General features: G+C 30.8%; 32 protein-coding genes. 17 read left to right on the top strand and 15 right to left on the bottom strand.

The window, feature by feature from the left end:
• Positions 1-95: 95 nt before the first annotated feature.
• Genes AMO19_RS07735 through AMO19_RS07725 form a run of 3 tightly spaced genes read right to left on the bottom strand, consistent with a single transcriptional unit; the run spans position 96 to position 3,605 of the window.
• Positions 96-1,040: a kinase gene (locus AMO19_RS07735; RefSeq protein WP_075507981.1), complete on the bottom strand. Its 945-nt coding sequence runs from the start codon at positions 1,038-1,040 to the stop codon at positions 96-98.
• Between the two features lie 4 nt (positions 1,041-1,044).
• Positions 1,045-1,842: a mannosyl-3-phosphoglycerate phosphatase-related protein YedP gene (gene yedP / locus AMO19_RS07730; RefSeq protein WP_075507980.1), complete on the bottom strand. Its 798-nt coding sequence runs from the start codon at positions 1,840-1,842 to the stop codon at positions 1,045-1,047.
• Entirely contained in the window at positions 1,839-3,605 is a 1,767-nt protein-coding gene (locus AMO19_RS07725) for a sugar phosphorylase (protein WP_075507979.1), read from the bottom strand. The genes yedP and AMO19_RS07725 overlap by 4 nt, the downstream gene beginning before the upstream one ends.
• 50 nt (positions 3,606-3,655) lie before the next feature.
• Here AMO19_RS07725 and AMO19_RS07720 point away from each other — a divergent pair, with 50 nt between their 5' ends.
• Complete coding sequence (locus AMO19_RS07720; protein ID WP_075507978.1) at positions 3,656-4,882, top strand: glycosyl transferase; 1,227 nt, start codon at positions 3,656-3,658, stop codon at positions 4,880-4,882.
• On the opposite strand, the gene ureC is transcribed toward AMO19_RS07720, so the two are convergent.
• From ureC to AMO19_RS07700, 4 genes are read right to left on the bottom strand one after another with little or no spacing between them, the layout of a single operon-like run.
• Positions 4,879-6,588, bottom strand: coding sequence for an urease subunit alpha (ureC, locus tag AMO19_RS07715; RefSeq protein WP_075507977.1), 1,710 nt, complete (start codon positions 6,586-6,588; stop codon positions 4,879-4,881). The genes AMO19_RS07720 and ureC overlap by 4 nt on opposite strands.
• 4 nt (positions 6,589-6,592) lie before the next feature.
• Complete coding sequence (locus tag AMO19_RS07710) at positions 6,593-6,913, bottom strand: urease subunit beta (RefSeq protein WP_075507976.1); 321 nt, start codon at positions 6,911-6,913, stop codon at positions 6,593-6,595.
• A gap of 2 nt (positions 6,914-6,915) precedes the next feature.
• Positions 6,916-7,218, bottom strand: a complete 303-nt coding sequence (locus tag AMO19_RS07705; RefSeq protein WP_011818334.1) for an urease subunit gamma — start codon at positions 7,216-7,218, stop codon at positions 6,916-6,918.
• 50 nt (positions 7,219-7,268) lie between these two features.
• Positions 7,269-8,171: an urease accessory protein UreD gene (locus AMO19_RS07700; protein ID WP_075507975.1), complete on the bottom strand. Its 903-nt coding sequence runs from the start codon at positions 8,169-8,171 to the stop codon at positions 7,269-7,271.
• A 48-nt stretch (positions 8,172-8,219) separates the two neighbouring features.
• Between AMO19_RS07700 and ureE the strand changes: the two genes are divergently transcribed.
• The 8 genes from ureE to urtE all read left to right on the top strand — a co-directional run bounded on the left by ureE (position 8,220) and on the right by urtE (position 15,192).
• Entirely contained in the window at positions 8,220-8,669 is a 450-nt protein-coding gene (gene ureE, locus AMO19_RS07695; protein WP_075507974.1) for an urease accessory protein UreE, read from the top strand.
• On the top strand, positions 8,662-9,348 hold the full coding sequence (locus AMO19_RS07690) for an urease accessory protein UreF (protein WP_075507973.1): 687 nt from the start codon (positions 8,662-8,664) through the stop codon (positions 9,346-9,348). Before ureE ends, AMO19_RS07690 begins: the two co-directional genes overlap by 8 nt.
• Positions 9,349-9,351: 3 nt before the next feature.
• On the top strand, positions 9,352-9,963 hold the full coding sequence (gene ureG / locus AMO19_RS07685) for an urease accessory protein UreG (protein WP_075507972.1): 612 nt from the start codon (positions 9,352-9,354) through the stop codon (positions 9,961-9,963).
• 128 nt (positions 9,964-10,091) lie between these two features.
• Entirely contained in the window at positions 10,092-11,369 is a 1,278-nt protein-coding gene (gene urtA, locus AMO19_RS07680; RefSeq protein ID WP_075507971.1) for an urea ABC transporter substrate-binding protein, read from the top strand.
• Positions 11,370-11,452: 83 nt separating this feature from the next.
• Complete coding sequence (locus AMO19_RS07675; RefSeq protein WP_075507970.1) at positions 11,453-12,607, top strand: ABC transporter permease subunit; 1,155 nt, start codon at positions 11,453-11,455, stop codon at positions 12,605-12,607.
• A complete protein-coding gene (gene urtC, locus AMO19_RS07670; protein WP_075507969.1) occupies positions 12,607-13,737 on the top strand; it encodes an urea ABC transporter permease subunit UrtC in 1,131 nt (376 codons plus the stop codon). The genes AMO19_RS07675 and urtC overlap by 1 nt, the downstream gene beginning before the upstream one ends.
• Positions 13,730-14,479, top strand: coding sequence for an urea ABC transporter ATP-binding protein UrtD (gene urtD / locus AMO19_RS07665; protein ID WP_075507968.1), 750 nt, complete (start codon positions 13,730-13,732; stop codon positions 14,477-14,479). Before urtC ends, urtD begins: the two co-directional genes overlap by 8 nt.
• Positions 14,480-14,481: 2 nt before the next feature.
• On the top strand, positions 14,482-15,192 hold the full coding sequence (urtE, locus tag AMO19_RS07660; protein ID WP_075507967.1) for an urea ABC transporter ATP-binding subunit UrtE: 711 nt from the start codon (positions 14,482-14,484) through the stop codon (positions 15,190-15,192).
• Positions 15,193-15,227: 35 nt separating this feature from the next.
• Here urtE and AMO19_RS07655 read toward each other — a convergent pair whose 3' ends face one another.
• The 4 genes from AMO19_RS07655 to AMO19_RS07645 form a co-directional block, all read right to left on the bottom strand.
• Positions 15,228-15,407, bottom strand: coding sequence for a hypothetical protein (locus AMO19_RS07655; RefSeq protein WP_075507966.1), 180 nt, complete (start codon positions 15,405-15,407; stop codon positions 15,228-15,230).
• A gap of 251 nt (positions 15,408-15,658) precedes the next feature.
• On the bottom strand, positions 15,659-15,832 hold the full coding sequence (locus AMO19_RS08650; protein ID WP_179850540.1) for a hypothetical protein: 174 nt from the start codon (positions 15,830-15,832) through the stop codon (positions 15,659-15,661).
• Positions 15,833-16,225: 393 nt separating this feature from the next.
• A complete protein-coding gene (locus AMO19_RS07650; protein WP_075507965.1) occupies positions 16,226-16,546 on the bottom strand; it encodes a hypothetical protein in 321 nt (106 codons plus the stop codon).
• Between the two features lie 127 nt (positions 16,547-16,673).
• Positions 16,674-17,072, bottom strand: coding sequence for a hypothetical protein (locus AMO19_RS07645; protein ID WP_075507964.1), 399 nt, complete (start codon positions 17,070-17,072; stop codon positions 16,674-16,676).
• Between the two features lie 76 nt (positions 17,073-17,148).
• Here AMO19_RS07645 and AMO19_RS08645 point away from each other — a divergent pair, with 76 nt between their 5' ends.
• The 3 genes from AMO19_RS08645 (at position 17,149) to AMO19_RS07635 (ending at position 18,224) form a co-directional block, all read left to right on the top strand.
• Positions 17,149-17,310: a hypothetical protein gene (locus AMO19_RS08645; protein WP_179850539.1), complete on the top strand. Its 162-nt coding sequence runs from the start codon at positions 17,149-17,151 to the stop codon at positions 17,308-17,310.
• A gap of 97 nt (positions 17,311-17,407) precedes the next feature.
• Positions 17,408-17,704 (top strand): hypothetical protein, encoded by a 297-nt coding sequence (locus AMO19_RS07640; RefSeq protein WP_012007619.1) that lies wholly within the window; start codon positions 17,408-17,410, stop codon positions 17,702-17,704.
• Between the two features lie 280 nt (positions 17,705-17,984).
• Complete coding sequence (locus tag AMO19_RS07635; protein ID WP_257008986.1) at positions 17,985-18,224, top strand: hypothetical protein; 240 nt, start codon at positions 17,985-17,987, stop codon at positions 18,222-18,224.
• A 21-nt stretch (positions 18,225-18,245) separates the two neighbouring features.
• Here AMO19_RS07635 and AMO19_RS07630 read toward each other — a convergent pair whose 3' ends face one another.
• Positions 18,246-18,587 (bottom strand): RNA-binding protein, encoded by a 342-nt coding sequence (locus AMO19_RS07630; RefSeq protein ID WP_075507963.1) that lies wholly within the window; start codon positions 18,585-18,587, stop codon positions 18,246-18,248.
• Between the two features lie 368 nt (positions 18,588-18,955).
• On the opposite strand from AMO19_RS07630, the gene AMO19_RS07625 reads away from it, so the two are divergent.
• The 3 genes from AMO19_RS07625 to AMO19_RS07615 all read left to right on the top strand — a co-directional run bounded on the left by AMO19_RS07625 (position 18,956) and on the right by AMO19_RS07615 (position 21,524).
• A complete protein-coding gene (locus tag AMO19_RS07625; protein ID WP_075507962.1) occupies positions 18,956-19,150 on the top strand; it encodes a hypothetical protein in 195 nt (64 codons plus the stop codon).
• A gap of 158 nt (positions 19,151-19,308) precedes the next feature.
• Positions 19,309-20,631, top strand: a complete 1,323-nt coding sequence (locus AMO19_RS07620; protein ID WP_075507961.1) for a Rieske (2Fe-2S) protein — start codon at positions 19,309-19,311, stop codon at positions 20,629-20,631.
• 104 nt (positions 20,632-20,735) lie between these two features.
• A complete protein-coding gene (locus AMO19_RS07615) occupies positions 20,736-21,524 on the top strand; it encodes an ABC transporter ATP-binding protein (RefSeq protein ID WP_075507960.1) in 789 nt (262 codons plus the stop codon).
• Here the strand turns inward: AMO19_RS07615 and AMO19_RS07610 are convergent.
• Positions 21,517-21,705: a hypothetical protein gene (locus tag AMO19_RS07610; protein WP_075507959.1), complete on the bottom strand. Its 189-nt coding sequence runs from the start codon at positions 21,703-21,705 to the stop codon at positions 21,517-21,519. The genes AMO19_RS07615 and AMO19_RS07610 overlap by 8 nt on opposite strands.
• A gap of 153 nt (positions 21,706-21,858) precedes the next feature.
• Here AMO19_RS07610 and AMO19_RS07605 point away from each other — a divergent pair, with 153 nt between their 5' ends.
• Both AMO19_RS07605 and AMO19_RS07600 read left to right on the top strand, forming a co-directional pair.
• Complete coding sequence (locus tag AMO19_RS07605) at positions 21,859-22,446, top strand: Crp/Fnr family transcriptional regulator (RefSeq protein WP_075507958.1); 588 nt, start codon at positions 21,859-21,861, stop codon at positions 22,444-22,446.
• 4 nt (positions 22,447-22,450) lie between these two features.
• On the top strand, positions 22,451-22,738 hold the full coding sequence (locus AMO19_RS07600) for a hypothetical protein (protein ID WP_075507957.1): 288 nt from the start codon (positions 22,451-22,453) through the stop codon (positions 22,736-22,738).
• Here the strand turns inward: AMO19_RS07600 and AMO19_RS07595 are convergent.
• Together AMO19_RS07595 and AMO19_RS07590 are read right to left on the bottom strand one after the other, a co-directional pair.
• Positions 22,724-23,278, bottom strand: coding sequence for a ferritin (locus AMO19_RS07595; RefSeq protein WP_075508058.1), 555 nt, complete (start codon positions 23,276-23,278; stop codon positions 22,724-22,726). The genes AMO19_RS07600 and AMO19_RS07595 overlap by 15 nt on opposite strands.
• Positions 23,279-23,521: 243 nt before the next feature.
• Positions 23,522-24,580 carry an ABC transporter ATP-binding protein gene (locus AMO19_RS07590; protein ID WP_075507956.1) on the bottom strand — a complete coding sequence of 353 codons (1,059 nt, stop codon included), beginning with the start codon at positions 24,578-24,580 and terminating at the stop codon, positions 23,522-23,524.
• Positions 24,581-24,617: the final 37 nt, after the last annotated feature.

The following is a 24,617-nucleotide window of genomic DNA, read 5'->3' as shown; positions in this document are numbered from 1 at the left end:
GCAGCAAAATATCTAAAATTAAACACCATTAAACACTATTAATTACTAAAAAAAATGTATAAAAAATTACTGAAAAAAAAGAAATTCAGTAAATGCTATAAATTCAATCCAGCCTCAACTAACTTTCTTTCTTGATCAATTAATAAAAGCGCATAGGATTTGATAACATCAAAACTTTTATGAGGAATTGAAACATTGAGCATTCTCAAGAAATTAGATAAATTTTCATCTTTAAGGGCATTACCTTTTTGTAAAAACATCTCTTTTTCCTGATTTGTTTTCCATATATTCATATATTCAATCTTCAATGGCTTTAAGTGCCAGATATTATCTATTAAACTCCAAATATCTAAATATTCTTTTAGGTTATTTTGAATTTTTAATACATAAGATGATTCATGAAGACTCATATCTGTTGTATTTATGGGTCGATCATTTATGTCAATAGAGTAAGGTTTTATTCCCAAAAACCATCCCTCAAGAATTAATAAATCAGGATTATCTAATCTCCAATGAGATCTATCTCCTAAACCATTTCTTAAAGATTTGTCGAAAACTGGTACATTTAATTCTCCATTTATCTTCCAATTTAATAATTTTTCATGCATTAATTTTACTGAGTGACTTCCAGGAAAACCTCTCGAAACATTCCAAGGATTATTCTCAATTGCTAATTTCATTTCATTTGAGGGGAGATAAAAGTCGTCAATTGAAATAACCGCAACTTTGAAGTTTAATTTTAACGATATAGCTTCGAGCCATTTACCAAGTGTTGTTTTACCTGTGCCAGGTAGAGCTGAGATTCCAATTATTTTTCTATCAGAAAAATTATTTTGCAATTTATAAGCCTGAGATAAAAGAGGTAAAGCCAAACCCCAAATCCAATCATCATTTACCTTATTGTTCCAATATTGATCAATTGAAAGAATCTTTCTTTTATTATTCCAAAAATTGAACCAATCATCCAAGGATTTCCAACCAATATCAATAATTAATTTTTCAAATTTATCTAGAGGAAAATTAATATCTAAATCTTTCATCTTTCTAACTTAGTACTCGCTTATTTATTAATTTATTGATTTCATTTTTCCAACCATAACCATTTGGTTCAGAAGCCAAAATAAATTCCAAATCTTTTAATTGATCAAGTAAGTTTAAGTTAGGTCCATCTATTCCAGGAATAACTATTTTAATATCTGAGTTTAAAAGTAGAGGCAAATCATTTGGAGAATCCCCTAAACCTATAATTTCAATATTATGAACATTTGAATATTCTTTAAGAGCATTTATTGCTTTCCCTTTATTCGATTTTGTAGATAATAAGTGACTCATTCTATTGCCCTTAAAAATATCAACATTGAATTTTTTACAACAGATATTCATTTTCTCTTCTAAATAACTTGGCGGATTTAAAAAAGGCATGCTCCAGTGTCTATCACGCATTAAATTCAATGAGTTGCCTACTAAACCTGTAAGCTGAGTGGCTTCTTGATCAGTGAGATTATTAAGAGGAGTAAGTTTGTAATCAATTTCTTTAGAAATAAAATTTAAGATTTCTTCAAGAGATTCGTATTTTGTTCCAAGAATAATTTCTCCATTTACTCTTTTAAGAGATTCACCATATATTGCCGCACCATTCTCAACAATATAAGGATCCGTCAAGTTAAGTTCTTTTCTAATAACTTTTACTTCAGAAGCGGTTTTGCTTGTACAAAGAATTACGGGTATAGATAATTTTTGTAGTTTTTTTATAGTTTCTTTAGCAGGTGATAAATCATATGAGTGATCCATTAAAGTACCATCTACATCACTTACTACCCAAATAGAGGAATTTTCTATCATTTTGATAAGGCACTAAGCCAAATTACTTGAAAAGAATCAAGACTAATATTTTTGCAATTGTATTTGGTTGATGTTAAAAAATCATGGGCATCGAAATCATTATCAATTATTTTTGGTAGATCATTATCATTCAATTGATAATTAATTTTATTTTCAGTCATATTATGTATTGCAAAAACAGACCCAGGGCCTATACCTCTTTTGATTACAACAATATCACTTCTACCTTTAGACAAACATTTCATTTGTGAAGAAGGGTGAAATTGCTTTAATTCTGATCGGACATTCATAGCATTACGAAGATATTTTAAGTTTTTATTAGCATTAGATTCAGGATTATTTAAAACAGCTGAAAGATTTTCTGATTTAAACTTTTCTCTGTTGAGATCTCTTCTTTGACCTGTCATAGAAAAACTTTTAATATCATTTTCTGAAGCTAGTAATGCTGGCAAATAAAATGCAGGGACTCCTTTCAGAGCCATTACTAATAGTTGACTCAAAATGAATCTCTCATATTGAAATCTTTTAGCATCTCTACTGGAGTCTTCCATTGCACTCCACCAACTAATATTCAATTCATAAGGTTTATCATCACCATTTGATAAACGTCTATGACTTACTAATCCTCCTCTTTTCTCACAATTAATTAATAAATCCTTGATTCTCTGCTCATTCATTAAACCCTCAAGGGCTCTTAGCCCAACACCATCGTGAGATGCAGTGAAATTAAATAAAGTGGTATCTTCAGGCAATATGGGCCAATCAAAAATCCAAGAATTTAGGATATCAGCTCTTGAAGTAATAATTGCCTCAAGGAGAAGAGGAGGCAATGGGAAATTATATGCCATGTGGGCTTCATCATCAGGAATGAGATAAGATAGATTCTCTTTCTGAGGAACATTGGTTTCTGTTATTAAAACGCCATCATCAAGAAGATTATTTAAAAGAACTCTTAAGAGTTTCACAATTGAATGTGCTTTAGGTAAATGTAAGCATGTAGTCCCTGACTCCTTCCATATAAAACCTACAGCATCAAGCCTTAACCATTTAATTCCATTAGATAAATAATTAGTAATTAAATTCAAGAACTCAAGTGTCATTTTAGGATTTTGCCAATTCAAATCAATTTGATCTGGCCCAAAAGTTGTCCAAACTTGTTTAGGACCATCATCAGTATTTATTTGAGAAAACAAAGAGGAACTTCTAGGTCTAACTACATTTGACCAGTCAAGATTTTGTTCCGGTGAAAAAACATTTGATATACCTGGTTCTTGGGATTTAATAAATTGTTGAACCCATGGGTGAGATGATGAGACATGGTTTAGTACTAAATCAGCCATCAAATCATGATTTTTAGAAATACTTTTGAGGTCATCCCAACCACCAAATTTTTCTTCTAGGGAATCATAACTTGAGACTGCAAAGCCTCCATCACTTGTGGATTTCAAAAAAGGAAGAATATGTACAACTTTAGAAAGACTGCCAAAATGTTTACTTAATAACTTCCTAAGAGTTATTAACGTTGCCTCGCCATTTTTATAAATACTATCTGCATAAGTTATCAAAACTGAATGAGATTCATTCCACCTTTCCTTATCTCTTATTTCTTCATAAGCAGATTTCTCTGAGAAATCATCTAAAATCTGTAATAATTGATTTGAAATAAAATTAATTTCTTCTGTAGTATGATTTGGATAAATTGTTTTTAACAATTTATTGATTTTTAATCTATCTAATTTTTTCTCTGAATCAATTTGCTTCACTTTGAAAAAATCATCGAAGTATTAATACTATTCTGCACATCAATTAGAAAATGGACTTTCAACAAGGTTTAATAACAACAATACATGAATATGGAGTTACAGGAAATTTACTTAAAGAATTAAATAAAAGTCTTAAAAGAAGATCAACTAGCATTTTAATACCTTGCTTATATGAAGAGTTTGAGCGTCCAGCATTAAAAGATATAAAAGAAGTTTTAAAAAATCTTACAGGCTTAAATGAATTAGTAATTGCTCTATCGGCAAAAACTGTTGAGCAAGTTAAGTTAGCAAAATCATTTTTTGACTCAATGCCATTCCCAGTTCACGTTCAATGGACTAATTCTCCCTCTGTAATTGAGCTATTAAAAAGCCAAGAAAAAAATGGATTAGAACTTTTAGGAACTCCAGGTAAAGGATGGGCTGTATGGCAAGGCATTGGAGTTGCGACTAGAAAATCAGAAGTTGTTGCTCTTTTTGATGCTGATATAAGAACTTTTAGTCCTTTATATCCTTCAAGAATGATACTCCCACTTCTGGATGAATCATATGGAATATCATATGTAAAAGCTTTTTACAGCAGATTATCTCTAGAAACAAATCAATTGCAGGGTAGAGCAACAAGATTATTCGTGGGTCCTTTATTAGCAAGTCTTGAGCAGTTAGTTGGTAAGGGTCCGTTTTTACAATATCTTCAATCATTTAGATATCCATTAGCAGGTGAGTTTGCTTTTACTAAAGACCTTGCTATGAATTTAAGAATTCCTTGTGACTGGGGTTTAGAGATAGGTTTATTATCAGAGGTTTATAGAAACGTAAGGACCTCCAAAATCGCCCAGGTTGACCTAGGTTTATTTGATCATAAACACAAGAATATTGGTGATTCTTCTAAAGAAGGATTGCAAAAAATGTGTACAGAAATACTTTCAAGTGTTTTAAGAGGTCTAATGGAGCATCAAGCCGAGACCTTAACTAGCACTCAACTAGCAACTTTAGAAGTTCTCTACAAAAGAGTTGGAGAAGATCGGGTAAAACAATTTGGTTTAGATTCAGCAGTTAATCAACTTCCATACGATAGGCACGAAGAAGAATTATCAGTACAAAAGTTTGCGAAACTATTAAGACCTGCTACTGAAAATTATCTGGCTTGTCCTACTACACTTCAATTACCAAGTTGGTCAAGAGTTCTATCTTGTGAGAACAAACTGCAAGAAGATTTAGCTATTGCAGGGTCAAAAGACATAAAGATAAGTGAAAAAGAATTAATTAAAAACTTCTAAAGCAAAAAATACCTCTGAGTCATTGGGACTTCATCAAGGGGTTCACAAGTAAGAAGTTCTCCATCAGAAAAAACTTCATAAGTTTGAGGATCAACAGAAATATTTGGTAGTTTACTATTAAGTTTTAAGTTTGATTTATTGATATTTCTGGTATTTTCTACGGCAATACATTTCTTTTGTAAGCCTAATTTATGTGGAATATTTTGTTCAATTGAATTTTTACTTAAAAAGGTAAAAGAACTCTTAATTAGAGATTGGCCGAAACTAGCAAACATAGGTCGACCATGTACAGGGCCTGGAGTAGGAATTGAAGCATTTGCATCACCCATTTGGGACCAAACTATAGATCCTCCTTTAACAACTAATTCAGGCTTTACCGCAAAAAAGGAAGGTTTCCACAATGCTAAATCCGCAATTTTACCCTTTTCTATAGACCCAACATGTTTATCAATACCATGAGCTATTGCAGGATTAATTGTGACTTTAGAAATATATCTCTTTACTCGATAATTATCGTTTCTATCAGAATCCTGCGATAGAGGCCCCCTTTGGACTTTCATTTTATGTGCGGTTTGAAAAGTTCTTGTAATCACTTCACCAACTCTTCCCATAGCTTGAGAATCACTAGCAATAATTGAAAAGGCACCTACATCATGCAAGATATCCTCAGCTGCAATAGTCTCTCTTCTGATCCTTGATTCAGCAAATGCAATGTCTTCTGGAATTTTAGAATCTAAATGATGACAAACCATTAACATGTCAAGATGTTCTTCTAATGTGTTCCTTGTATAAGGTCTTGTTGGATTTGTGCTACTAGGAAGAACATTTGTTTCTCCACAGATTTTTATAATGTCTGGAGCATGACCTCCACCTGCCCCTTCGGTATGAAAAGTATGAATAGTTCTTCCTGCAATAGCGTTGATAGTATCTTCAACAAAGCCTGCCTCATTCAAAGTATCAGTGTGAATACATACTTGTACGTCAAACTTATCTGCAACATTTAGACAAGAATTTATTGTAGAAGGAGTGGTTCCCCAATCCTCATGAAGCTTCAATCCACATGCACCAGCCTCAACCTGATCAATAAGATTGCTCTCATTTGTTGAGTTTCCTTTTCCAAAAAAACCTAAATTCATAGGAAATGCTTCTGCAGATTGAAGCATTCTTGAAATGTGAAATTGCCCCGGAGTACAAGTAGTAGCATTTGTGCCAGTTGCAGGTCCAGTTCCTCCTCCCAACATGGTTGTAATTCCAGAGGCTAGTGCTGTCTCAATTTGTTGGGGACAGATAAAGTGAATATGGGTATCTATTGAACCTGCAGTAAGAATATGCCCTTCTCCAGCTATTACTTCTGTTGATGCACCAATAACAATATCAACATTATCCTGGATATCAGGATTGCCCGCCTTACCAATTTCAAAAATCATACCATCTTTTATACCCACATCAGCCTTAATTATTCCCCACCAATCTACGATCAAAGCATTAGTTATTACAGTATCTACAGCCCCACCAGCCCTCCTTACTTGAGACTGTCCCATCCCATCACGAATAACTTTTCCTCCACCAAATTTAACTTCATCTCCGTATGTAGTTAAATCCTTTTCTACTTCAATAAAAAGTTCGGTGTCAGCGAGCCTTACTCTATCTCCGGTAGTGGGTCCGTAAGTTTGAGCGTAAGTTTTTCTATCAATTTTATAAGACATAATTTTAATTATTTAAAGAACCATTTACTAATGAATTAAAACCATATACATTTCTTAAACCTGAAAATGGCACTAATTTGACATCTGTTGTATCACCTGGTTCAAATCTAATTGCTGTTCCAGCAGGAATGTCAAGACGCATACCTTTTGTTATTTCTCGATCAAAAATTAAAGCCTTGTTAGCTTCATAAAAATGATAATGAGATCCAACTTGAACAGGTCTATCTCCAGAATTAGAAACCGTTACTGTTTTAACTTGCTTACTAAGATTTAGTTCGATTTCACCTTCTTCAGGAATTATTTCGCCAGGAATTAAATTACTCATAACTAATTAATCGGATTGTGAATAGTAACTAATTTAGTCCCATCGGGGAAAACCGCTTCTATTTGAACTTCATCAACCATTTCAGGAATACCCTCCATAACTTGTGATTTTGAAAGCCAGGTAGTTCCCTCTGACATTAATTGACTTACACTTTTACCATCTCTTGCTCCTTCAAGAACTTGAAAACTTAAAAAAGCAATTGTTTCAGGATAATTAAGCTTAAGACCTCGACTAAGCCTTCTTTCAGCTAAGAGCGCAGCAGAAAAAATCAATAATTTATCTTTTTCTTGAGGTGAAAGATGCATAATAAAAAATTAATCTATAAATTCTTAAAAAAGGTTCTTTCTGAACATAATTAATAATTCATAGAATCTTGTAAAGGCCATACACCTTGATATTTTGGCTCACAAAATCCACAAACAGACCTAATTTGTTTCCAAATACAAAAAAAACATTTTCTAGCATCTTGAGAAGAACTTCCTAGGAATCGTACAGAGATTCCATTTTCAAGGATTCCAATAGATAAATTATTATTAGTTTCATTGAAAATCTTTTTTATATTTCCTACAAGATTATTTATTTTTGACTTGGAGAAATCTTTTTTGCAAATCCAAATTAAGGATCCAAAAACGGGCATGTAATCCATGCCTGACTTAGCCACAAAACTTGCCTTAGATAATTCAATCTGATCAACATATTCCCAATCATCAAGTAAATCATTATTTCTCATAATTTCTAATTTAGACCTAAAAACTCCTCTCTCAATAGATTCTCCGGATGATGATCTTCCAAGTCTTATTAAATCAGTAAATAAAAAACTTGAAGTATCTGAAATAGATACTTTAAAAATTTGCTCATACAAACCATTTGCAAAGATGATTGTTTCTTGGGGAAGATACTCTAAATGAGAATTGTCAAGAATGTTTATGAGATTCTTTTGCTTTGAAAAACTTCCTTTTGGATTGATTTTAGATCTTCCAACTGATCCATATACTTTTTGAGCTGAAGATGTAGTCAACAAAACCTTAGAGTTTTTTTCAAGATTTACCTCAAAATCGAGTAAATCACCTCCTACCAATCCCCCTGCAGTATGTAGAACAGGCAAAATACATCTGCCCTCTTGATCATGAGTAGACTTTAATAACTTATAAGGAGAAGTTGATTTAGATTTAAAGATTGTTTTATCAACATTTCCTAAACTTGCTTTATTATTGAAAAAATTTAAGAAACAATTACCTTCCCATGAAGTTTTAATCATAAATTGTTTTCTTTAATTACTAAATCAAAGTAACCAAAAATTTTGATTATGAGAATGAATAAACAAATTGTTGTAACTGATTGGATAAAGGAGAAACCCAAATTAGGTTCATTTTTAAAACTTACCTTAACTTCAGATGAAAGAAGAATCTTAAGAGGTAAAAGAATAACTGATTGTGATCAAGAAATAATTTTACAATTACCTAGAAAGGGCAAATTAAATGATGGAGATATTCTTTCAACTAATGAGTCCAATTTTTATGTAGAGATAATTGCTAAAACAGAAGATTTAATTGAAATAAGTTCAAATTCTAAAATTGAGCTTATTAGAACTGCCTATCATCTCGGAAATCGGCACGTGGAAGTAGAAATCGAAGAAGGCATTCTTCTAACAAAAAGTGATTATGTTATTAAAAATATGGTTCTTAATTTTAAAGTTGATGTAAAAAATACGAAAAAAAAGTTTTTCCCAGAAAGAGGTGCCCATAGTCATGAGTAAAAGTCACTTATTAAAATATTTATTAATAAGTCCTAACTTACCAGTTGGAGGATTTTGTTATTCGGAAGGAATGGAGAGTTATCTTCATAATAAAAATTTAACAGATTCAAATTCTGTAAAAGACTTAATCATAAGTGAACTAAAAATTGGTCAGATAAAGCTCGATGCAAGACTTCTGCTAGAATTTTTTGATATTTTCAATGAGATAAACTACCGCAAAAATTTAAATGGTAATTTGCAAAAGATAATGAGTTTGGATAAATGGATCCTCTCATCAAAGGACTCTCTTGAAATGAGAGAACAACAAATTCAAATGGCAAAATCACTCTTTGATTTAACCAAAGAATTTGGATTTGAATATCCATATGAAAATAATAAAAAAAGCTCCTGGTCATTAGCATGGAGTTGGGCTTGTTATTGTTTTGAAATTACTAAGTTAGAAATGGTTGAAAATTTTTTCTATGCTTGGAGTGCAAATCAACTTAATGCTGCATTGAGAATTATTCCTATTGGCTCAACAAAAGCACAATTAATTCAGAGAGACTTATTAGAAATAATTTCAAAAGTTTCTAAAGAAATTATGGACAAAGAAATTGATGACATCTATTTTGGCAATGTAGGTTTAGCTATGGCACAACAAAATCATAATGACCTTTATACAAAACTTTTTAGAAATTAATTTATGAGCAGCAAATTGAGAGTGGGGGTTGCTGGGCCTGTAGGTTCAGGAAAAACTGCACTAGTAGAGACTCTATGCTTAAGAATGAAAAAAACTCATGAGATAGCTGTTGTCACCAATGATATCTACACTAAAGAAGATGCTAACTTTCTAATAAATAAAAAAGTTTTAGAGGAAGGAAGGATTATTGGTGTAGAAACTGGAGGTTGTCCTCATACAGCGATAAGAGAGGATTGTTCATTAAATAAAAATGCAGTTTTAGATTTAGAAAATAAATATAATCCTTTAGATTTTGTTTTTGTAGAAAGTGGAGGTGACAATTTAGCATCTAGTTTTAGTCCAGAACTTGTAGATTTATCAATATATGTAATTGATGTATCTGCCGGAGACAAAATCCCTAGAAAAGGGGGACCAGGGATAACAAGGTCTGATTTATTATTAATAAACAAAATTGACTTAGCAGATAAAGTTGGTGCAGATTTAAAAATTATGAAAAGTGATACTGAATTCATGAGAAAAGGGAAACCTTGGTTTTTTACCAACCTAAGTAGCGGCATAGGAGTTGAAGAAATAACTCAATTTTTAGAATCACATATACCCAACAATCGAAACTAGAAAAATGTTCATGACTAATATATTGGATTCAACAAAAAGTTACGACTGATACAAAACGAATCCTCACTCGTTAATAACTTTTATTTTATCCCCCTAATGAGGGTCAATTACCTAATTTATCCTAATTCATGAGAATTTCAAGGCGTATTTTGGCAGGTTTAGCTACTGCCTCACTTGCGGTCACCGCAACTTCCTGTGGTGGAGGCGGAACCTCCGGAAGTTTCGATGACACAGTAACCGTTGGTATTTTGCATTCTTTATCCGGAACAATGGCTATTTCAGAATCAACTCTTGTTGATACAGAAAAAATGGCTATTGAAGAGATAAATGCTGCTGGTGGAGTTAAAGTTGGCGGCAAAAGCTACAAAATAGAATACATAGTGGAAGATGGTGCATCTGACTGGCCAACTTTTGCTGAAAAATCTAAGAAACTTATAGATCAAGACGGAGTTCCCGTCGTATTTGGTGGTTGGACATCTGCTAGTAGAAAGGCAATGTTACCAGTCTACGAATCAAAGGATGCTTTCCTTTACTACCCAATTCAATATGAAGCTCAAGAATGTTCTAACAACATTTTCTATACAGGAGCCACACCAAACCAACAGTCAGAACCCGCTACAGATTTTATGTATAAGCGTTCTCCCGCAGCTGGCGGAGATTTCTTTCTTGTAGGTTCTGATTATGTTTTCCCAAGAACTTCTAATACAATTACAAAAGCTCAGGTAAAACAGTTAGGAGGTAAAGTTGTTGGAGAAGATTACCTTCCATTAGGAAATACTGAAGTTGCTCCAATTATCTCAAAAATCAAGAAGGCACTTCCTGAAGGTGGAATAATCATTAATACACTTAATGGTGACCAAAACGTTGCATTCTTCAAACAAATTCAAGACGCAGGTATCACACCTTCAAGTGGGTACTACGTAATGAACTATTCAATTGCTGAAGAAGAGATTAGTACAATTGGTCCTGAGTTCCTTGAAGGTCACTACGGCGCTTGGAACTACATGATGTCAATTGATACTCCTGCATCTAAGAAATTTGCTGCAAATTTCAAGAAAAGATGGGGAGCAGATCGAGTTGTAGCTGATCCTCAAGAATCTGCTTATAACATGGTCTATTTGTGGAAACAAGCAGTTGAAGATGCTGGAACATTCGACGACAACGCAGTAAGGGAAGCCCTTGTTGGACAAAAGTTTGATGCTCCACAAGGTCCTGTTGAAGTTATGCCTAATCACCACTTATCTCAAACAGTAAGAATTGGGGAGATTAATGCAGAAGGTGGATTTACAATCCTTGAAGAGACAGGAGTTGTTCTTCCTCAAGCATGGAACCAAAAGCATCCAAGTTCAAAAGGATTTGCATGCGACTGGACAGATCCTTCAAAAGGAGAAAAGTATAAGCTTTAATCTAATTAAAACCTATACTTCAAAATAAAAGGAGGTTAACGCCTCCTTTTATTTTATATAATCAAATATTTTCTTTTTCTAAATTGGAGTTACTTCTCGATAGTCTTTTTAATGGTGTTGCAATAGGATCTGTACTACTTGTTGCTGCATTAGGTCTAGCAATTGTTTTTGGTCTTATGGGTGTAATAAATCTTGCACATGGAGAACTTATGATGCTCGGGGCTTACACAACATATGTAACACAATTAATTTTCAAATTACCTATATTAAAACCTTTCTACAATTCGTACATAATAGTTTCTATTTTCCTTGCTTTTATTGTTAGTGGAGTAGTAGGCATTCTCCTTGAAAAAACTATAATAAGAAAGCTTTACGGAAGTCCACTAGAAACACTTCTCGCAACTTGGGGCGTAAGCTTAATTCTTCAACAATTTGTCAGAAGTGTGCCTTTAGCTTATGGGACCGGTCTAGTTATAAGTCTGTTAATTGGTTTATTCTTACCAACAACATTCCCTTCAAAAATAAAAGAATCAATAAATTTCAAATATTTTAAATTTAGTTCTTGGATATTTGCCGCTTTAACCGGAGTTATGACAGGTGGCGTAATCTCATCATCTGTAAGCAAACTTAGTAGAGCAAGCGCTCGAAATGTTGATGTAACAGCGCCCTCATGGATGAGAGGTCAAGTTGAAATTATTGGCACTGCATTTCCTAAAACAAGATTAATGATAATTCTCATTACTCTAATCTCTGTAATAGCAATAACATTATTTCTTAATCAAAGTGCTTGGGGGATGCGTATAAGAGCAGTTACTCAGAACCGTCAAATGAGTGATTGTCTTGGTATATCTACTGAAAAAGTGGATATAATAACTTTTGGAATTGGATCTGGCTTAGCAGGAGTTGCTGGGGTAGCAGTATCTCTTTTAGGTTCTGTAGGACCTAATGTTGGCGGAAACTATATAGTTGGTTGTTTTATGGTTGTAGTGCTGGGAGGAGTAGGAAATTTATTAGGAACAGTACTTGCTTCATTTGGAATAGGAATAATGACAGATTTAATTGGAGCTGGCAGGCTCTTATCAATATGGCCAGATATGCCTTTACCTTTATCGAACACAATTAACTTTTTTGCGACCACAAGTATGGCAAGAGTAATGATATTTGCACTAATTGTTATATTCTTACAATTTAAACCTACAGGTTTATTTCCTCAAAAAGGAAGGATGGTTGAAAACTAATGTCCTTTATTAAAATTAAATTTGATAAAAAAATAGTATTGTCATTTTGGATAATATTAATAGCTTTAATTATTGCAGCACCAACTCTACTCCCTGTATTTAGACTAAACCTCCTAGGAAGATACTTATCGTTATCCATAGTTGCACTTGGTGTTGATCTTATCTGGGGATATACAGGTTTATTAAGTCTTGGACAAGGTATATTTTTTGCACTGGGTGGATATTGTGCAGCAATGTATTTACAAATAACCAGTTCCTCTGAATTTCCTAATAATATTCCTGAATTTTTTGCTTTATATGGTGTTGAAAAATTACCCTTTTTCTGGGAACCGTTTAGATCACCTGTTTTTACCTTCTTAGCTATCTGGATAATTCCAGGTATGGTTGCAGGTTTAATTGGATTTCTTGTTTTCAGGAATAGAATCAAAGGGGTTTATTTTTCTATACTTACTCAAGCTTCTCTTCTTGTATTCTTTAACTTCTTTAATGGACAACAAAAACTTATAAATGGAACAAATGGATTAAAAACAGATGTAACACAACTATTTGGTCAGATGGTAGGGTCTGAGTCCATGCAAAGAATATTCTTTTGGATAACCGCCATATTAGTAATAGCAGCATGGTTTTTTGCAAAATGGGTAGTTAAAGGAAGATTTGGAAATATCCTTATAGGAATACGAGATGATGAACCAAGAGTTAGGTTTACAGGATACAACCCAGTTATATTTAAGACGATAATATTTTCTATTGCTGGAGGTCTCGCAGGAATTTCGGGAGCTTTATATACGGTTCAGTCTGGAATAGTATCCCCTCAATTTATGACGGTTCCCTTCTCTATAGAAATGGTTATTTGGGTTGCTGTTGGAGGAAGAGGAACCTTATTGGGAGCAATACTAGGAGCAGTTTTCATTAACTATGCAAAAAGTCTAGTAAGTGAAGCTTTACCTGCTAGCTGGATGTTTATTCAAGGAGGGTTGTTTATCTTAGTTGTAACAGCTCTGCCAGAAGGAGTTTTAGGATGGATTCAAGGAGATGGTCCTAGGAATCTTCTTCAAAGATTTGGTTTGAAAAGAAAGATTGAAACCTATCCAAGCTTAGAAGTCAATAATAAGGAGGGGAATAATGAATAATAAAGATCTTTTAAATTTAATAAATATTACTGTTAGTTTCGAGGGTTTTTTAGCTCTCAACAAACTTAATTTAAATTTGAAGAAAGGAGAATTAAGAGCCGTAATAGGACCCAACGGCGCAGGTAAAACAACATTTCTTGATGTAATAACTGGAAAGGTTAAGCCAACAAAAGGTGAAGTAATTTTTAAAGGGGTATCTTTAGTAGGTAGAAAGGAGCATAAAATAGCCAGACTTGGAGTTGGAAGAAAGTTCCAAAGTCCAAGAATCTTTGAAAATCTATCAGTTAAAGAAAATCTTGAAATATCGGTGACAACACCTAAAAGTCCCTTAAACCTTATAAATAAAAGTATTAAAGATGAGCAGCTTAATGAGATTGATCGTCTTATGAAGATTGTTAATTTAGCTCAAAAAGTTGATTCTAAAGCTGGATCTTTATCTCATGGCCAAAAGCAATGGCTAGAGATAGCAATGTTAGTAGGACAGAAACCAGATTTAATGTTAGTAGATGAACCTGTTGCTGGTTTAACTGATGAAGAAACAGATCTTACAGCTGATTTATTAAAATCATTATCAGGTGAAAATACAGTAGTGGTAATAGATCATGATATGGAATTTATAAGGAGACTTGATAGTAATGTTTCAGTATTAAATCAGGGCACAGTATTATGTGAGGGAACAATGGAAACCATACAAAAAGACAAAAAAGTTATTGATGTTTATTTAGGCAGACCTGAGGACTAGTTATGGAAAATTTACTCGAAATAAAATCATTAAATACTTATTATGGCGAGAGTCATATTCTTAGAGATGTTGATTTAAACGTTAAATCAGGAGAAATGGTTTGTTTGATTGGAAGAAATGGAGTTGGCAAAACAACTTTATTGAAATCACTAATTGGTTTGTTAAAACAAAAAAAAGGAGATATTTATTTGATTGGTGAAAATATCAACAGAAAAGCACCTCATCAGAGGGCGAGGAAAGGAATGGCTTACGTTCCTCAAGGGAGAGAAATTATTCCATATCTAACAGTTGAAGAGAATCTTATGTTAGGAATGGAGTCTCTACCGGGTGGATTATCTAAGAACAAGAAAATAGATCCATTTATTTATGATCTCTTCCCAATCCTTAAAGATTTTCTACAAAGGAAAGGAGGAGATCTTAGTGGAGGACAACAACAGCAATTAGCTATTGCAAGAGCATTGCTGGGCAAACCTCAACTTTTATTACTTGACGAACCAACAGAAGGTATTCAGCCAAATATAGTTTTAGACATTGAAAATGCAATTAACCAGATAATTAGAGATACAGGAATTGGTGTTTTATTAGTAGAACAACATTTGCATTTTGTCAGACAAGCCAATAGATATTATGCAATGCAACGCGGAGGGATTGTTGCTAGCGGAAATACTAGTGAGTTGAGTCAAGTGGTTATTGATAAATTCTTGAGTGTTTAAGTAAATTATTATTTTAAATTAATAAAAAACTTTATTCATTTTTCGCATCTTATAAGGTCTATACTGTTTGGATGCTCATTAATATATTTATTAAATTCCATTGCTAGTGTTCTAGCCTCGTAAGCGTCAAAAGCATAAAAACAATTTTCTAATCTTATATTTTGAAAATCACGGTAATGCACTGTATATGGCTTTAACATATTATTTCTGTTCATTTGCTAAAAAGCAATTACTTATATTTCAACCATGTACACATTAATAAATCTAGAGCACAACTTTTGTTGTTATCAAAATATATTGACTTAAATTATGTATTTAAAAATACTTTATAAAGAAAAAAAGTAATTAATCTATTTTTTTTTATTTTTAGAATCTTGCTTTTTACCTTCTATTAAAAATACAAATTTTGATAAAATATATCCAAAAACTGGAACCCAAAACTTTTCATAAAAAAATTTCATAAAAATTAAGCCGCTAATGACTCGATATCTTCAATTTCAGTTTTATTAAGACACTTCAAATCTGTAGAGTTAAATAAATATTGCATAAGCAGAAAATCAAGTTCCCCTTTCAACAAATTATCATCCGATAAAAGTAGATCATCAACAAAATCATCAAAAGTATCTGAAAGAGGATTCACAAGTAAAAATTATTTTTTGCAATTATCATCGCATTGACAACAAAAGTCAACCAATTTTGAATATTAATTTTTAATTTTTAAAATTAATGAATAAAGACTAAAAAATTAAATAATAAAAATAAACAAGCAAAATAACAGATTTAATATCAAGCTTAGGGTTTTTGAATTAAATTTCATTTATCTTGCTTTTCTTAATTTTATATCTCTCCTGATTAGTAATATCAAAACGACAATACACATATTTACTAAAAAGAAATTTAAAGAATTCATCATCAAACCATTTATTATATTTATAGCAAGACTATTGATGTGCCAATTCGTAAAGAATCACTTAAAATTTTTTAATTGCAATAAATTTTTATAGCAATAAAAATTGATATTATTAGCTAAATTTTAAATATTTTTTTTAATTAGCTCGAAGTAACCATTTTTATTTAATAAGTATTTATCAAACCAAAGACTTAATAGATTGTCTAATCCTATTCCATTCATTTTATTTATTTGAGAAGTCTTATAGTCTGAGAGTGCAAGCAATAAATACGGAAAAATCATATCAGAAACACCTTTTGGCAGTTTTTCTAAAGGTACTCCATGCGCTCTATCCCATAATATTTGCATATCCTGAGAGAACAAAGAACTCCAATAACTAAAATTACAATATAACTTGTCTGGAGGTAGGAGATTTACAGATAAACTGGGGAGAGATGAATTCATAGGAGTAAATATTTTATAGATTTATTGAATTAAGGTTTTTGAAATGATGAAAAATAATCTTAATATGCGAATCTCCTGTATATTTAAATTAAATTTAACGCACAGTGCATCACTTAGCAACACCTTGTTAAGTGTTATATTTATCCATCATTTCCTGAAACTTTAGGAATGATAAAAACTTTTTATAAGTTTGCAGGTCAAAAGCCTCCTGATTCTCTTCATTTAAATGGATTGATTTACTAGAAATAAAATGATTTCCTAAGTTATTATCAATTGAGTATTTTGCATTATCTGTAAATTCACCCGAATTATCAAATAATTTTTTTGAATTATCAACATTTAATTTATATGATTGAGCTACCTTTCCATTGTTTTTATTAAATATACCTCTTATAGAAAGTGCTTCTTCTACCAAAATACTTATTATTTTTGAATTACTTAAGTTGTTCTCTGTGCTCAACCTTTCAATTATTCTCATAACATCTTCTCTAGGAATAAAACCAACTCTTTTTTTCTTGGTAGGCATTTAAAAATTAATTAAAGTTCAGCACTTGACTGTAATAAGTGTTGCACTATATTCATTATAAGTCAATTTAATGCTAATGATTCTACCAACAACTTTACTCTTAGGAGCCCTTGGATATCTTTTCTATACTTCAAAAAAAGAATTTTCACTGGATCACCACGAACTTATAGAAAACCAAAAAGAGAATGATGATTTGTATAAAGATTTGTATAAAGATTTGGAAGATCTATTTATTTAAAATTACCGTTTATTCATTAAAGAACTTTGTTTCTTGACTTAAAGATATACAAAACCTTAAACATAATTACAATTAGAGTAATAAAGCTATAAATTCAATGACAGTCCATCAAGATTACGAAATAAAAATCAATCTAAATGAATTGATCGAGAAGAGAATTCCATGTTGTGATTTACTTCATCCAGATCATTGTCTAACAGAAAAACAAGTCTCTGAAATTGCACATGATATTCGTATGGATTTAAATTTGCATGATCTTTACAAGCAAGTGGATCAACATATTATGAATTATGTAAATGCAGCAGGAATTGATAACAAAGATCATTGGGTTGAACCTCATCTTCCAGATTTGGAGAGAGATTTAAAAGAAGAAGTTGGAATAGAATTTGATTAATATTTTTTCTAACAAAAGAAATCAATATATGTATTTTTTTTCCAAATCATCTATTAATTTATAGATACTTTTAGCTGATCTCTTTCTTTTTTTTAATATTCTCAATACTATAAATCCAATCAATAATGCAAAAATGGGAGTAAAAATAATAATTTCATGATTCATAACCATCAAACAGAAGCCTATTATTTAAATTATTAAAATTTCTACATCAATAAAATAGGTACTTTATACAAATATCCTTCGCTATAAATAATTAAGATATTTTATAAAAAAGTGAATGGATACAAATTTTTTCATAAATTATGTAGAAATAAATTTTAATTCAATAAATATAATGATTAATTATTTTGCTTTAACAGTTACTGAGATGGGGATCGGTAAAATAGAGTTAGCAGTTATTGGCGCAGTAATTTTAATATTTCCAATTTTATTTGTTTATGCTTCTAAAAACCTTGATGCAAAGGGAGTTTTCGAATGGATGATGGAGAAACCAAATGATTGGATAGGTAAAAAATAAGACTCATACAATATACATTTTCTAGTTAAACTTCAAATTTTCTAAATTACTAATATCGAAATCATAAACCTGGCAATTATTTTCTAAATCATTAACTATTGAATTTTTTAATAGAGAATAATCTATCAACTTATTGAGTTTATTATTTTTAAATTCCTTATTAGTTTCTCCAATAGCAAATGCCAAAGCTCCTTCATAAGAAATGCCGAAGTTGGTAGTGTTGCAGTAAGTTCTAGTGAACTTACTAGAAATCTTTTTAGTATACTTTTCAATAGTTTTTGAAGAAGTATCTAATGAGTAAACTGGACTACTAAATAGAAAAAGCAAAATTAAAGTGAATATCGCAAAATCCCTTCTGATCATAATATTTTAAAAATTGCAAATTTAATATAGTTTAAAATTTAACTCTGCCGACTATGTTTTATTAAAAATTATAGAAATTAAAAATTTATTAACCAGAACAGCGATTTCATATTTTGGACGATAAAAACTCTCTAAATGAGTATTTTATAGTTTTAATTTTTTTTGGTAATTTTTTTAAAAAACGCCTAAATGCTTTTGGCATAATAAAAAATCCATATCAATTATTAATAGATAACAAATAATACATGGGTATTCAATAAATAATTTTATAAAAATAAGTAAATTAATTATTAAATATATGGATTGAGCTATGGAAATGTATTTAAACATGATTTATTTTTAAATTAAGTATTAAATACAAAATTAATATGGCATTACCAGAACTTATTTATGCTCCTATAGATGGCGGAACAATACATAGATATGAAATTAGTGGTGGAAAGAGAAAATTTTTAAGATTTATAGGTTGTTATTTGGGTCAATGTAATTTCCACAAAAATATTGATGATGCTATTGATTACATAAAAAGTTTGAAAGAATCACAAAAGATACAAAAAACATGAAATAAAGATACATAGATACGATAGAGACTCAATATTTTTCGATAACTACATAATTATTGCTACAAATAATAGAGAATTTTCTTTTTATAAGAAATTGATTATTTACTTGGGTTATAGTTCCGAAAGATAAACAGTCATTTAAAAAAAGAAATTAATTTATGGAAAACAGACAAATTAATTTTTTTAAATCAAAAGACTTTAATACCGTTCTTAAGCCATTTAAAAAAGGATCGGTAGTAAAAATTGACTCGTTTGATATTAGAGAAACTCAAAAAGATTTAAATATAGGTTTATTTGGTTGGTATGCAATTTGTCCCTCTAAAGAACTAAAAAAAAGTGAGCTATATTATTTTTCACTCTATGATGAGCCTCTTGTTCTTTATAGAGATGAAAATAAAAACGTTAGGTGCATTAAGAATATCTGTCCACATAGAGGGGCCTCCTTTTTTGGAGGGACATTATCAGATGGAGTAATAACCTGCCCATATCATGGAGCTAAGTTTTCATCTGGAGGAAGTTGCCAAAATCTCGACAGAATAACATGTCGCCATATAGTAGATAATAACTACGATAACTACGCCAAAAGAATTCATTTATCTCAATACAAAACTTCAGAAAAAAATGGATATATTTTTGTACATTTTTCTAAGAAATCTGAGACTGATTTAAATAATATAATTGAAGATACACCTATAAGTAACTACGAATTATATGAAAATGGTTTTTCACATAAGGATTATGTCTTTGAGGAGGTATTAGTCGACTTCAAATGTGATTGGTCAAGGATTATTGAAAATCACCTAGATATCCTTCATATCTTTTGGGTTCATGGCGATACAATACCAGATAAAGATGTTAATAAAAACGTATTAGTTAGTTTTAACCAGAAAATTAATGTTAATCCCTCATACATTGAAAGTATTTATTATTACAAGAATACCCCTACAAAAGAATTTATTCGGATAAAATACATACCCCCAGGAAGGATATTAATTTACAAAGGCGATCCTTCCTCTTCAAGATATTTACAAGTTTTAGATCATATCCCTCTAGGCAACAACAAAGCAAGAGTGATAGTAAGACACTACAGGAAATTTTTACAAAATAAACTACTTAATAACCTCTTATTATTTAAAGAGACTCAAAGAAAGATTTTTTATAAAATATTTGATGAGGACTATATGATTTTAAAAACACAAACATATAATCATGATATGGGACTTATAAGTAAGGATGAAATAAAATTATTGGGAGAAGACAGGATAATAAATTATTTTTGGAAGTGGTACAAGAAGTCTGAAGATAAAGATGAACCATGGAAAAATATTAACAAAACCCAAAATCTTGATGTATATGACAAAGTTATATTGAAATATCCTCCTGAAATAAAGAAGTTAGAAATTGCTAATAATCTAGATATTATTAGAAAAACATTTGTAAGATTTGCTGCTCCGCTTATATTTTTTATGCTAATAATATAATCCATGAAGAAAGTAGATAGACCTTCATGGTTGAATTGGCTTTATCTCTTTATATTTATTTTAAGCTCGATTCAATTAATTATATTTTGGAGTAGTAAGTTTTAGTGTTTAATAAATTTTGGTTTGACGCAAAAAATATAAATTGTTTTAAAAATGGCTTTAGAGTAATTAAAGATTTAAATTTAAAGATATCTTATTCAGAAAATGTAATTTTAATTGGACCAAATGGTTCAGGTAAATCATCTCTAATTGAAATAATTAATAGAAACTTGTACCCAGTAGTAGCTAATGAATCGAAACTGAAGATATTTGACAAAGAACTTATAAATTTATGGGAACTTAGAAAAAAAATAAGTACCGTAAATAATGATATAAAAAATAGAATAAATCCAAATTTACAAGTATTTGATTTAATTTTAAGTGGACTGTATGGAAGATATTGTTACATACAAAATAAATCTGAAAGAGATTCTTATAAGGTTGAAGAAATCATGAAGAAAATGAATATATCTTATTTATCTAAAAAGAATTTTTCCTATTTATCTGATGGAGAAAAACAAATTTCTCTTATTGCTAGGGCATTAATCAAAAAACCTGAAATCTTAATCCTAGATGAACCAATTGCAAATTTAGATTATAAATCAAAGTTTTTTGTAGTTGATAAGGTTAATGAATTATCAAAATTAAATACAAAAATTTTGTGCGTCACTCATGATATTTCAACAATTACAAAAATTTATGATCGGGTAATAATGCTAAAAGATGGCAAAATTATTGCTGATGGAGATCAAAATGAGGTTATAAATAGTGAAAATCTTAATAAGTTATATAGTATTCAAGTAGAGGTAACTAATAATAATGGAATATGGAATATAAACAGATTATCTAAATAACAATTATAAAAATAGCTATAGCGATAGCAAGAAATACTAATTTTTTACTTTTTAAAAATGAAGAGGATTTATTTTTAAATGAAGAAGATCCACATTTAGAGCATACAATCTTACCTCCTAAAGATCGATCTGAGACGAATGAAGAACTTCCACAATTAAAACAAACTCTATTTGCGCCCATCTAGAATAAAAAATTTAGCAATTCTATTTAAATTATATTCCTAAATACTATGTAAAGAAAAACATCAGAATTGTTATGATAATGAGAATCTATTGCAATAAGTAATTTTTTAGTCCATAATTGATAATAATTCTCATTATCAAACTTAAATTAATGAATTTCCATAGTTATGGAGAATCTCCCTCAAAATCGGTAAGGATAATAACTGGGCAATCCGTATTAATAGATCCTTCATCAAGACCAAAAGGAACATGCTTAGAAGTTGAAAGTGGAATTGCAAGAGTTTATTGTCCTTGTGAAGAAACAGAAGGGATGACACTCGCATTTTTACAATCAGGAGATCAATTAAGAACGGACCTTTTATGTAGTGAGGGGGTCTGCGTTGAAGCACTAACAGATTTGTCGTTTCACAGCAATGTAAATATTGATGAAAATATCGGTTTCGATGCAGTAAATGAATGGACGTTGCAACTTCTTAGAATTAGACACTTAGGAAATGCAGAACAGCGATTACAAGCGTTGTTTTCAATACTAGTAAATCGTCTAGGTAGAAGATGTGGTCAATGGTGTGAGTTACCTTTTAGGTTAACTCATGAAAGGATTGGTGAATTAATCGGTTCTACACGAGTAACATCAACAAGATTAATTTCTAAATTAAGATCATCTGATTTATTAATAGCTCCTATTGGAACCCAAACAGTAAGTGTTGCTCCTTCTTTTATTGAAACATCGCCCCTATAACAATATGAAGGAATCACAATTACTTACTAACAACTTGTTAATGGAAGTTGATGTTTTATTGAATAGACTCAGAAATATCAAGCAATCCTATAAAACCACAGAAAATAAAGCATTGAAGGGAAGGTTACTCACTGAAAACAAAAATATTTTTAAAAGAGTTAATGAGATTCATAAAATAGCTAAAATCTTAAATAAAAATAATGAGAAAATCAACTTTTCGAATTTACTTTTTGAAATAACCAAAAGGACATTGAATGAAAATAAATTTGAAAGTAATTTATTTTTTCTTTAAATCACTATCTATTAATAAGATTGCCGAAGGTTGATTAGAAGCAAACTTTACTTTGCCAAGTATGTTGGCAAATTCATCTTCTGATTGTGTTTGAGCCTCTATAATTGGATCTAAAAATACGTTAGTTCTTGTATCTGAAATTCTTTCTGATATGGAATAAAGTTGCTGTAGAGATGAAGTTAAATCAGCCTCCATGTTGAAAGAATAAGAAATCAGCTCCTCTATTGAATCCCATATTTGAACGGGTGCAGGAATTTCATCTAATTTTACGCTTTGACCTCTTGCGATTAAGTAATCTGCAAATTTCTGAGCATGTACCATTTCACCTTGTGATTCACTAAGAAAATGAGAGGCAAATCCATTTAAATCACGTTCTTGAAACCATAGATACATAGAAAAATATTGAACATTGGCATATCTTTCCATTGTTAGATGTTCAAAAATGTTATCCAATAAACTATTATCTATCGGTTGAGCGACAGCTCTTCCAGATGGACCAAAATTAATTAATTTCTTTGTTTTTAAATTATTTTCATTCATTTCCATATAAGTATCTAAATAAATAATACAACATTTTGTATAAATTAGTAATTAATAAATCCTATAAATTAAATTAAATAATATGATAATGAAAATCACTCGCAATACTATAAATGAATTCAGAGTACAGTTTTTCTGAACTACTATTAACTAAAAAAATATATAAAACTAAAAAAAAGAAATGTAAAAAGAAAAAATGCTCTAATTGGAAGGGAGGCAGGTGTATTTGCCAATAAATAAATTCTATATATATACCTTATGTGCTCCAGGATATAAAAAATAATAACTATTTTTATTTATAGAAAGAGAACATTTATCACCACTATTTAGAAGATTATAAATATCAGTTCTAACCCGCAATATGTTTCCATTAATAGATACTTTATATATAAGAAATTCTCCAAGAAATTCTTTAGATATAACAATCGCATCACCAGATTCTGATCTTTTAATTGAAATAAATTTAGGCGAAATTGACATACTGTTGATGCCTGTATTTTTCAAATACTCTGAACAATTAATTTCACCTAAACAAGAAATATATGAATTACCATTTTTTTTGAGATTAATAATATTATTACCCAAAATAAAACTACTAACAAATATGGTCTTGGGATTATTTAGAAGGTTAATTGGCGTATCAATTTGATGTATTTTTCCATCATTCATAACGGCGACCTTATCGCAAATTGACATTGCTTCTTCCGGATCATGAGTAACCATCAATCCACTTGCATTACAACCTTTTAGAATATTAGGGAGTTCACTTCTCAATTTTAGTTTGACATGCATATCAAGACTACAAAAAGGTTCATCTAATAAAATAAAATTTGTACCTGGAGCAAGAGCTCTCGCAATTGCGAGTCTTTGTTTTTGGCCTCCAGACAGTTCATGTGGGTACCTTTCAACAAATGTATCAAGACCAACAACATTCAATAAATAATCAACTCTAGATCTGTCTTTTTTGTTTTTCAACCCAAAAATTACATTTTCCAAAACAGTTAAGTGAGGGAAAAGTGCATAGTCTTGAAAAACCATACCAATATTTCTTTTCTCAGGACTAAGAATTTTCCTCCTACTTGAGATTTCCTTATCATTTAGAGAAATCCTCCCTTTGGAGGGATATTCGAACCCCGCGATTAATCTTAAAAGAGTAGTTTTTCCGCAACCAGAAGGACCAAGCAACCCTAACAATTCTCCATTTTCAATTTTCAGGTTAATTTTGTTTAATATCCAATTTGAACATTCACGTTTATCGTATTTATGATGCAAATCATCAATTATTAACGCATCATTTTCCACTAAATTCTTCTTATTCAAATATATTAAGTTAGCAGAA

Origin of the sequence: Prochlorococcus marinus (genome assembly GCF_001180245.1) — a bacterium.
Classification (GTDB): domain Bacteria; phylum Cyanobacteriota; class Cyanobacteriia; order PCC-6307; family Cyanobiaceae; genus Prochlorococcus_A; species Prochlorococcus_A marinus_F.
The sequence above is the reverse complement of the archived record's forward strand: the minus strand, read 5'-3'. Positions and strand labels throughout refer to the sequence as shown.

Coding starts and splice junctions, on each gene's coding strand:
- AMO19_RS07735 (WP_075507981.1), bottom strand. CDS start 1,040: ATGAAAGATTTAGATATTAATTTTCCTCTAGATAAATTTGAAAAATTA.
- yedP (WP_075507980.1), bottom strand. CDS start 1,842: ATGATAGAAAATTCCTCTATTTGGGTAGTAAGTGATGTAGATGGTACT.
- AMO19_RS07720 (WP_075507978.1), top strand. CDS start 3,656: ATGGACTTTCAACAAGGTTTAATAACAACAATACATGAATATGGAGTT.
- ureC (WP_075507977.1), bottom strand. CDS start 6,588: ATGTCTTATAAAATTGATAGAAAAACTTACGCTCAAACTTACGGACCC.
- AMO19_RS07710 (WP_075507976.1), bottom strand. CDS start 6,913: ATGAGTAATTTAATTCCTGGCGAAATAATTCCTGAAGAAGGTGAAATC.
- AMO19_RS07705 (WP_011818334.1), bottom strand. CDS start 7,218: ATGCATCTTTCACCTCAAGAAAAAGATAAATTATTGATTTTTTCTGCT.
- AMO19_RS07700 (WP_075507975.1), bottom strand. CDS start 8,171: ATGATTAAAACTTCATGGGAAGGTAATTGTTTCTTAAATTTTTTCAAT.
- ureE (WP_075507974.1), top strand. CDS start 8,220: ATGAGAATGAATAAACAAATTGTTGTAACTGATTGGATAAAGGAGAAA.
- AMO19_RS07690 (WP_075507973.1), top strand. CDS start 8,662: ATGAGTAAAAGTCACTTATTAAAATATTTATTAATAAGTCCTAACTTA.
- ureG (WP_075507972.1), top strand. CDS start 9,352: ATGAGCAGCAAATTGAGAGTGGGGGTTGCTGGGCCTGTAGGTTCAGGA.
- urtA (WP_075507971.1), top strand. CDS start 10,092: ATGAGAATTTCAAGGCGTATTTTGGCAGGTTTAGCTACTGCCTCACTT.
- urtC (WP_075507969.1), top strand. CDS start 12,607: ATGTCCTTTATTAAAATTAAATTTGATAAAAAAATAGTATTGTCATTT.
- urtD (WP_075507968.1), top strand. CDS start 13,730: ATGAATAATAAAGATCTTTTAAATTTAATAAATATTACTGTTAGTTTC.
- urtE (WP_075507967.1), top strand. CDS start 14,482: ATGGAAAATTTACTCGAAATAAAATCATTAAATACTTATTATGGCGAG.
- AMO19_RS07655 (WP_075507966.1), bottom strand. CDS start 15,407: ATGAACAGAAATAATATGTTAAAGCCATATACAGTGCATTACCGTGAT.
- AMO19_RS07650 (WP_075507965.1), bottom strand. CDS start 16,546: ATGAATTCATCTCTCCCCAGTTTATCTGTAAATCTCCTACCTCCAGAC.
- AMO19_RS07645 (WP_075507964.1), bottom strand. CDS start 17,072: ATGCCTACCAAGAAAAAAAGAGTTGGTTTTATTCCTAGAGAAGATGTT.
- AMO19_RS08645 (WP_179850539.1), top strand. CDS start 17,149: ATGATTCTACCAACAACTTTACTCTTAGGAGCCCTTGGATATCTTTTC.
- AMO19_RS07640 (WP_012007619.1), top strand. CDS start 17,408: ATGACAGTCCATCAAGATTACGAAATAAAAATCAATCTAAATGAATTG.
- AMO19_RS07635 (WP_257008986.1), top strand. CDS start 17,985: ATGGATACAAATTTTTTCATAAATTATGTAGAAATAAATTTTAATTCA.
- AMO19_RS07630 (WP_075507963.1), bottom strand. CDS start 18,587: ATGATCAGAAGGGATTTTGCGATATTCACTTTAATTTTGCTTTTTCTA.
- AMO19_RS07625 (WP_075507962.1), top strand. CDS start 18,956: ATGGCATTACCAGAACTTATTTATGCTCCTATAGATGGCGGAACAATA.
- AMO19_RS07620 (WP_075507961.1), top strand. CDS start 19,309: ATGGAAAACAGACAAATTAATTTTTTTAAATCAAAAGACTTTAATACC.
- AMO19_RS07610 (WP_075507959.1), bottom strand. CDS start 21,705: ATGGGCGCAAATAGAGTTTGTTTTAATTGTGGAAGTTCTTCATTCGTC.
- AMO19_RS07605 (WP_075507958.1), top strand. CDS start 21,859: ATGAATTTCCATAGTTATGGAGAATCTCCCTCAAAATCGGTAAGGATA.
- AMO19_RS07600 (WP_075507957.1), top strand. CDS start 22,451: ATGAAGGAATCACAATTACTTACTAACAACTTGTTAATGGAAGTTGAT.
- AMO19_RS07595 (WP_075508058.1), bottom strand. CDS start 23,278: ATGAATGAAAATAATTTAAAAACAAAGAAATTAATTAATTTTGGTCCA.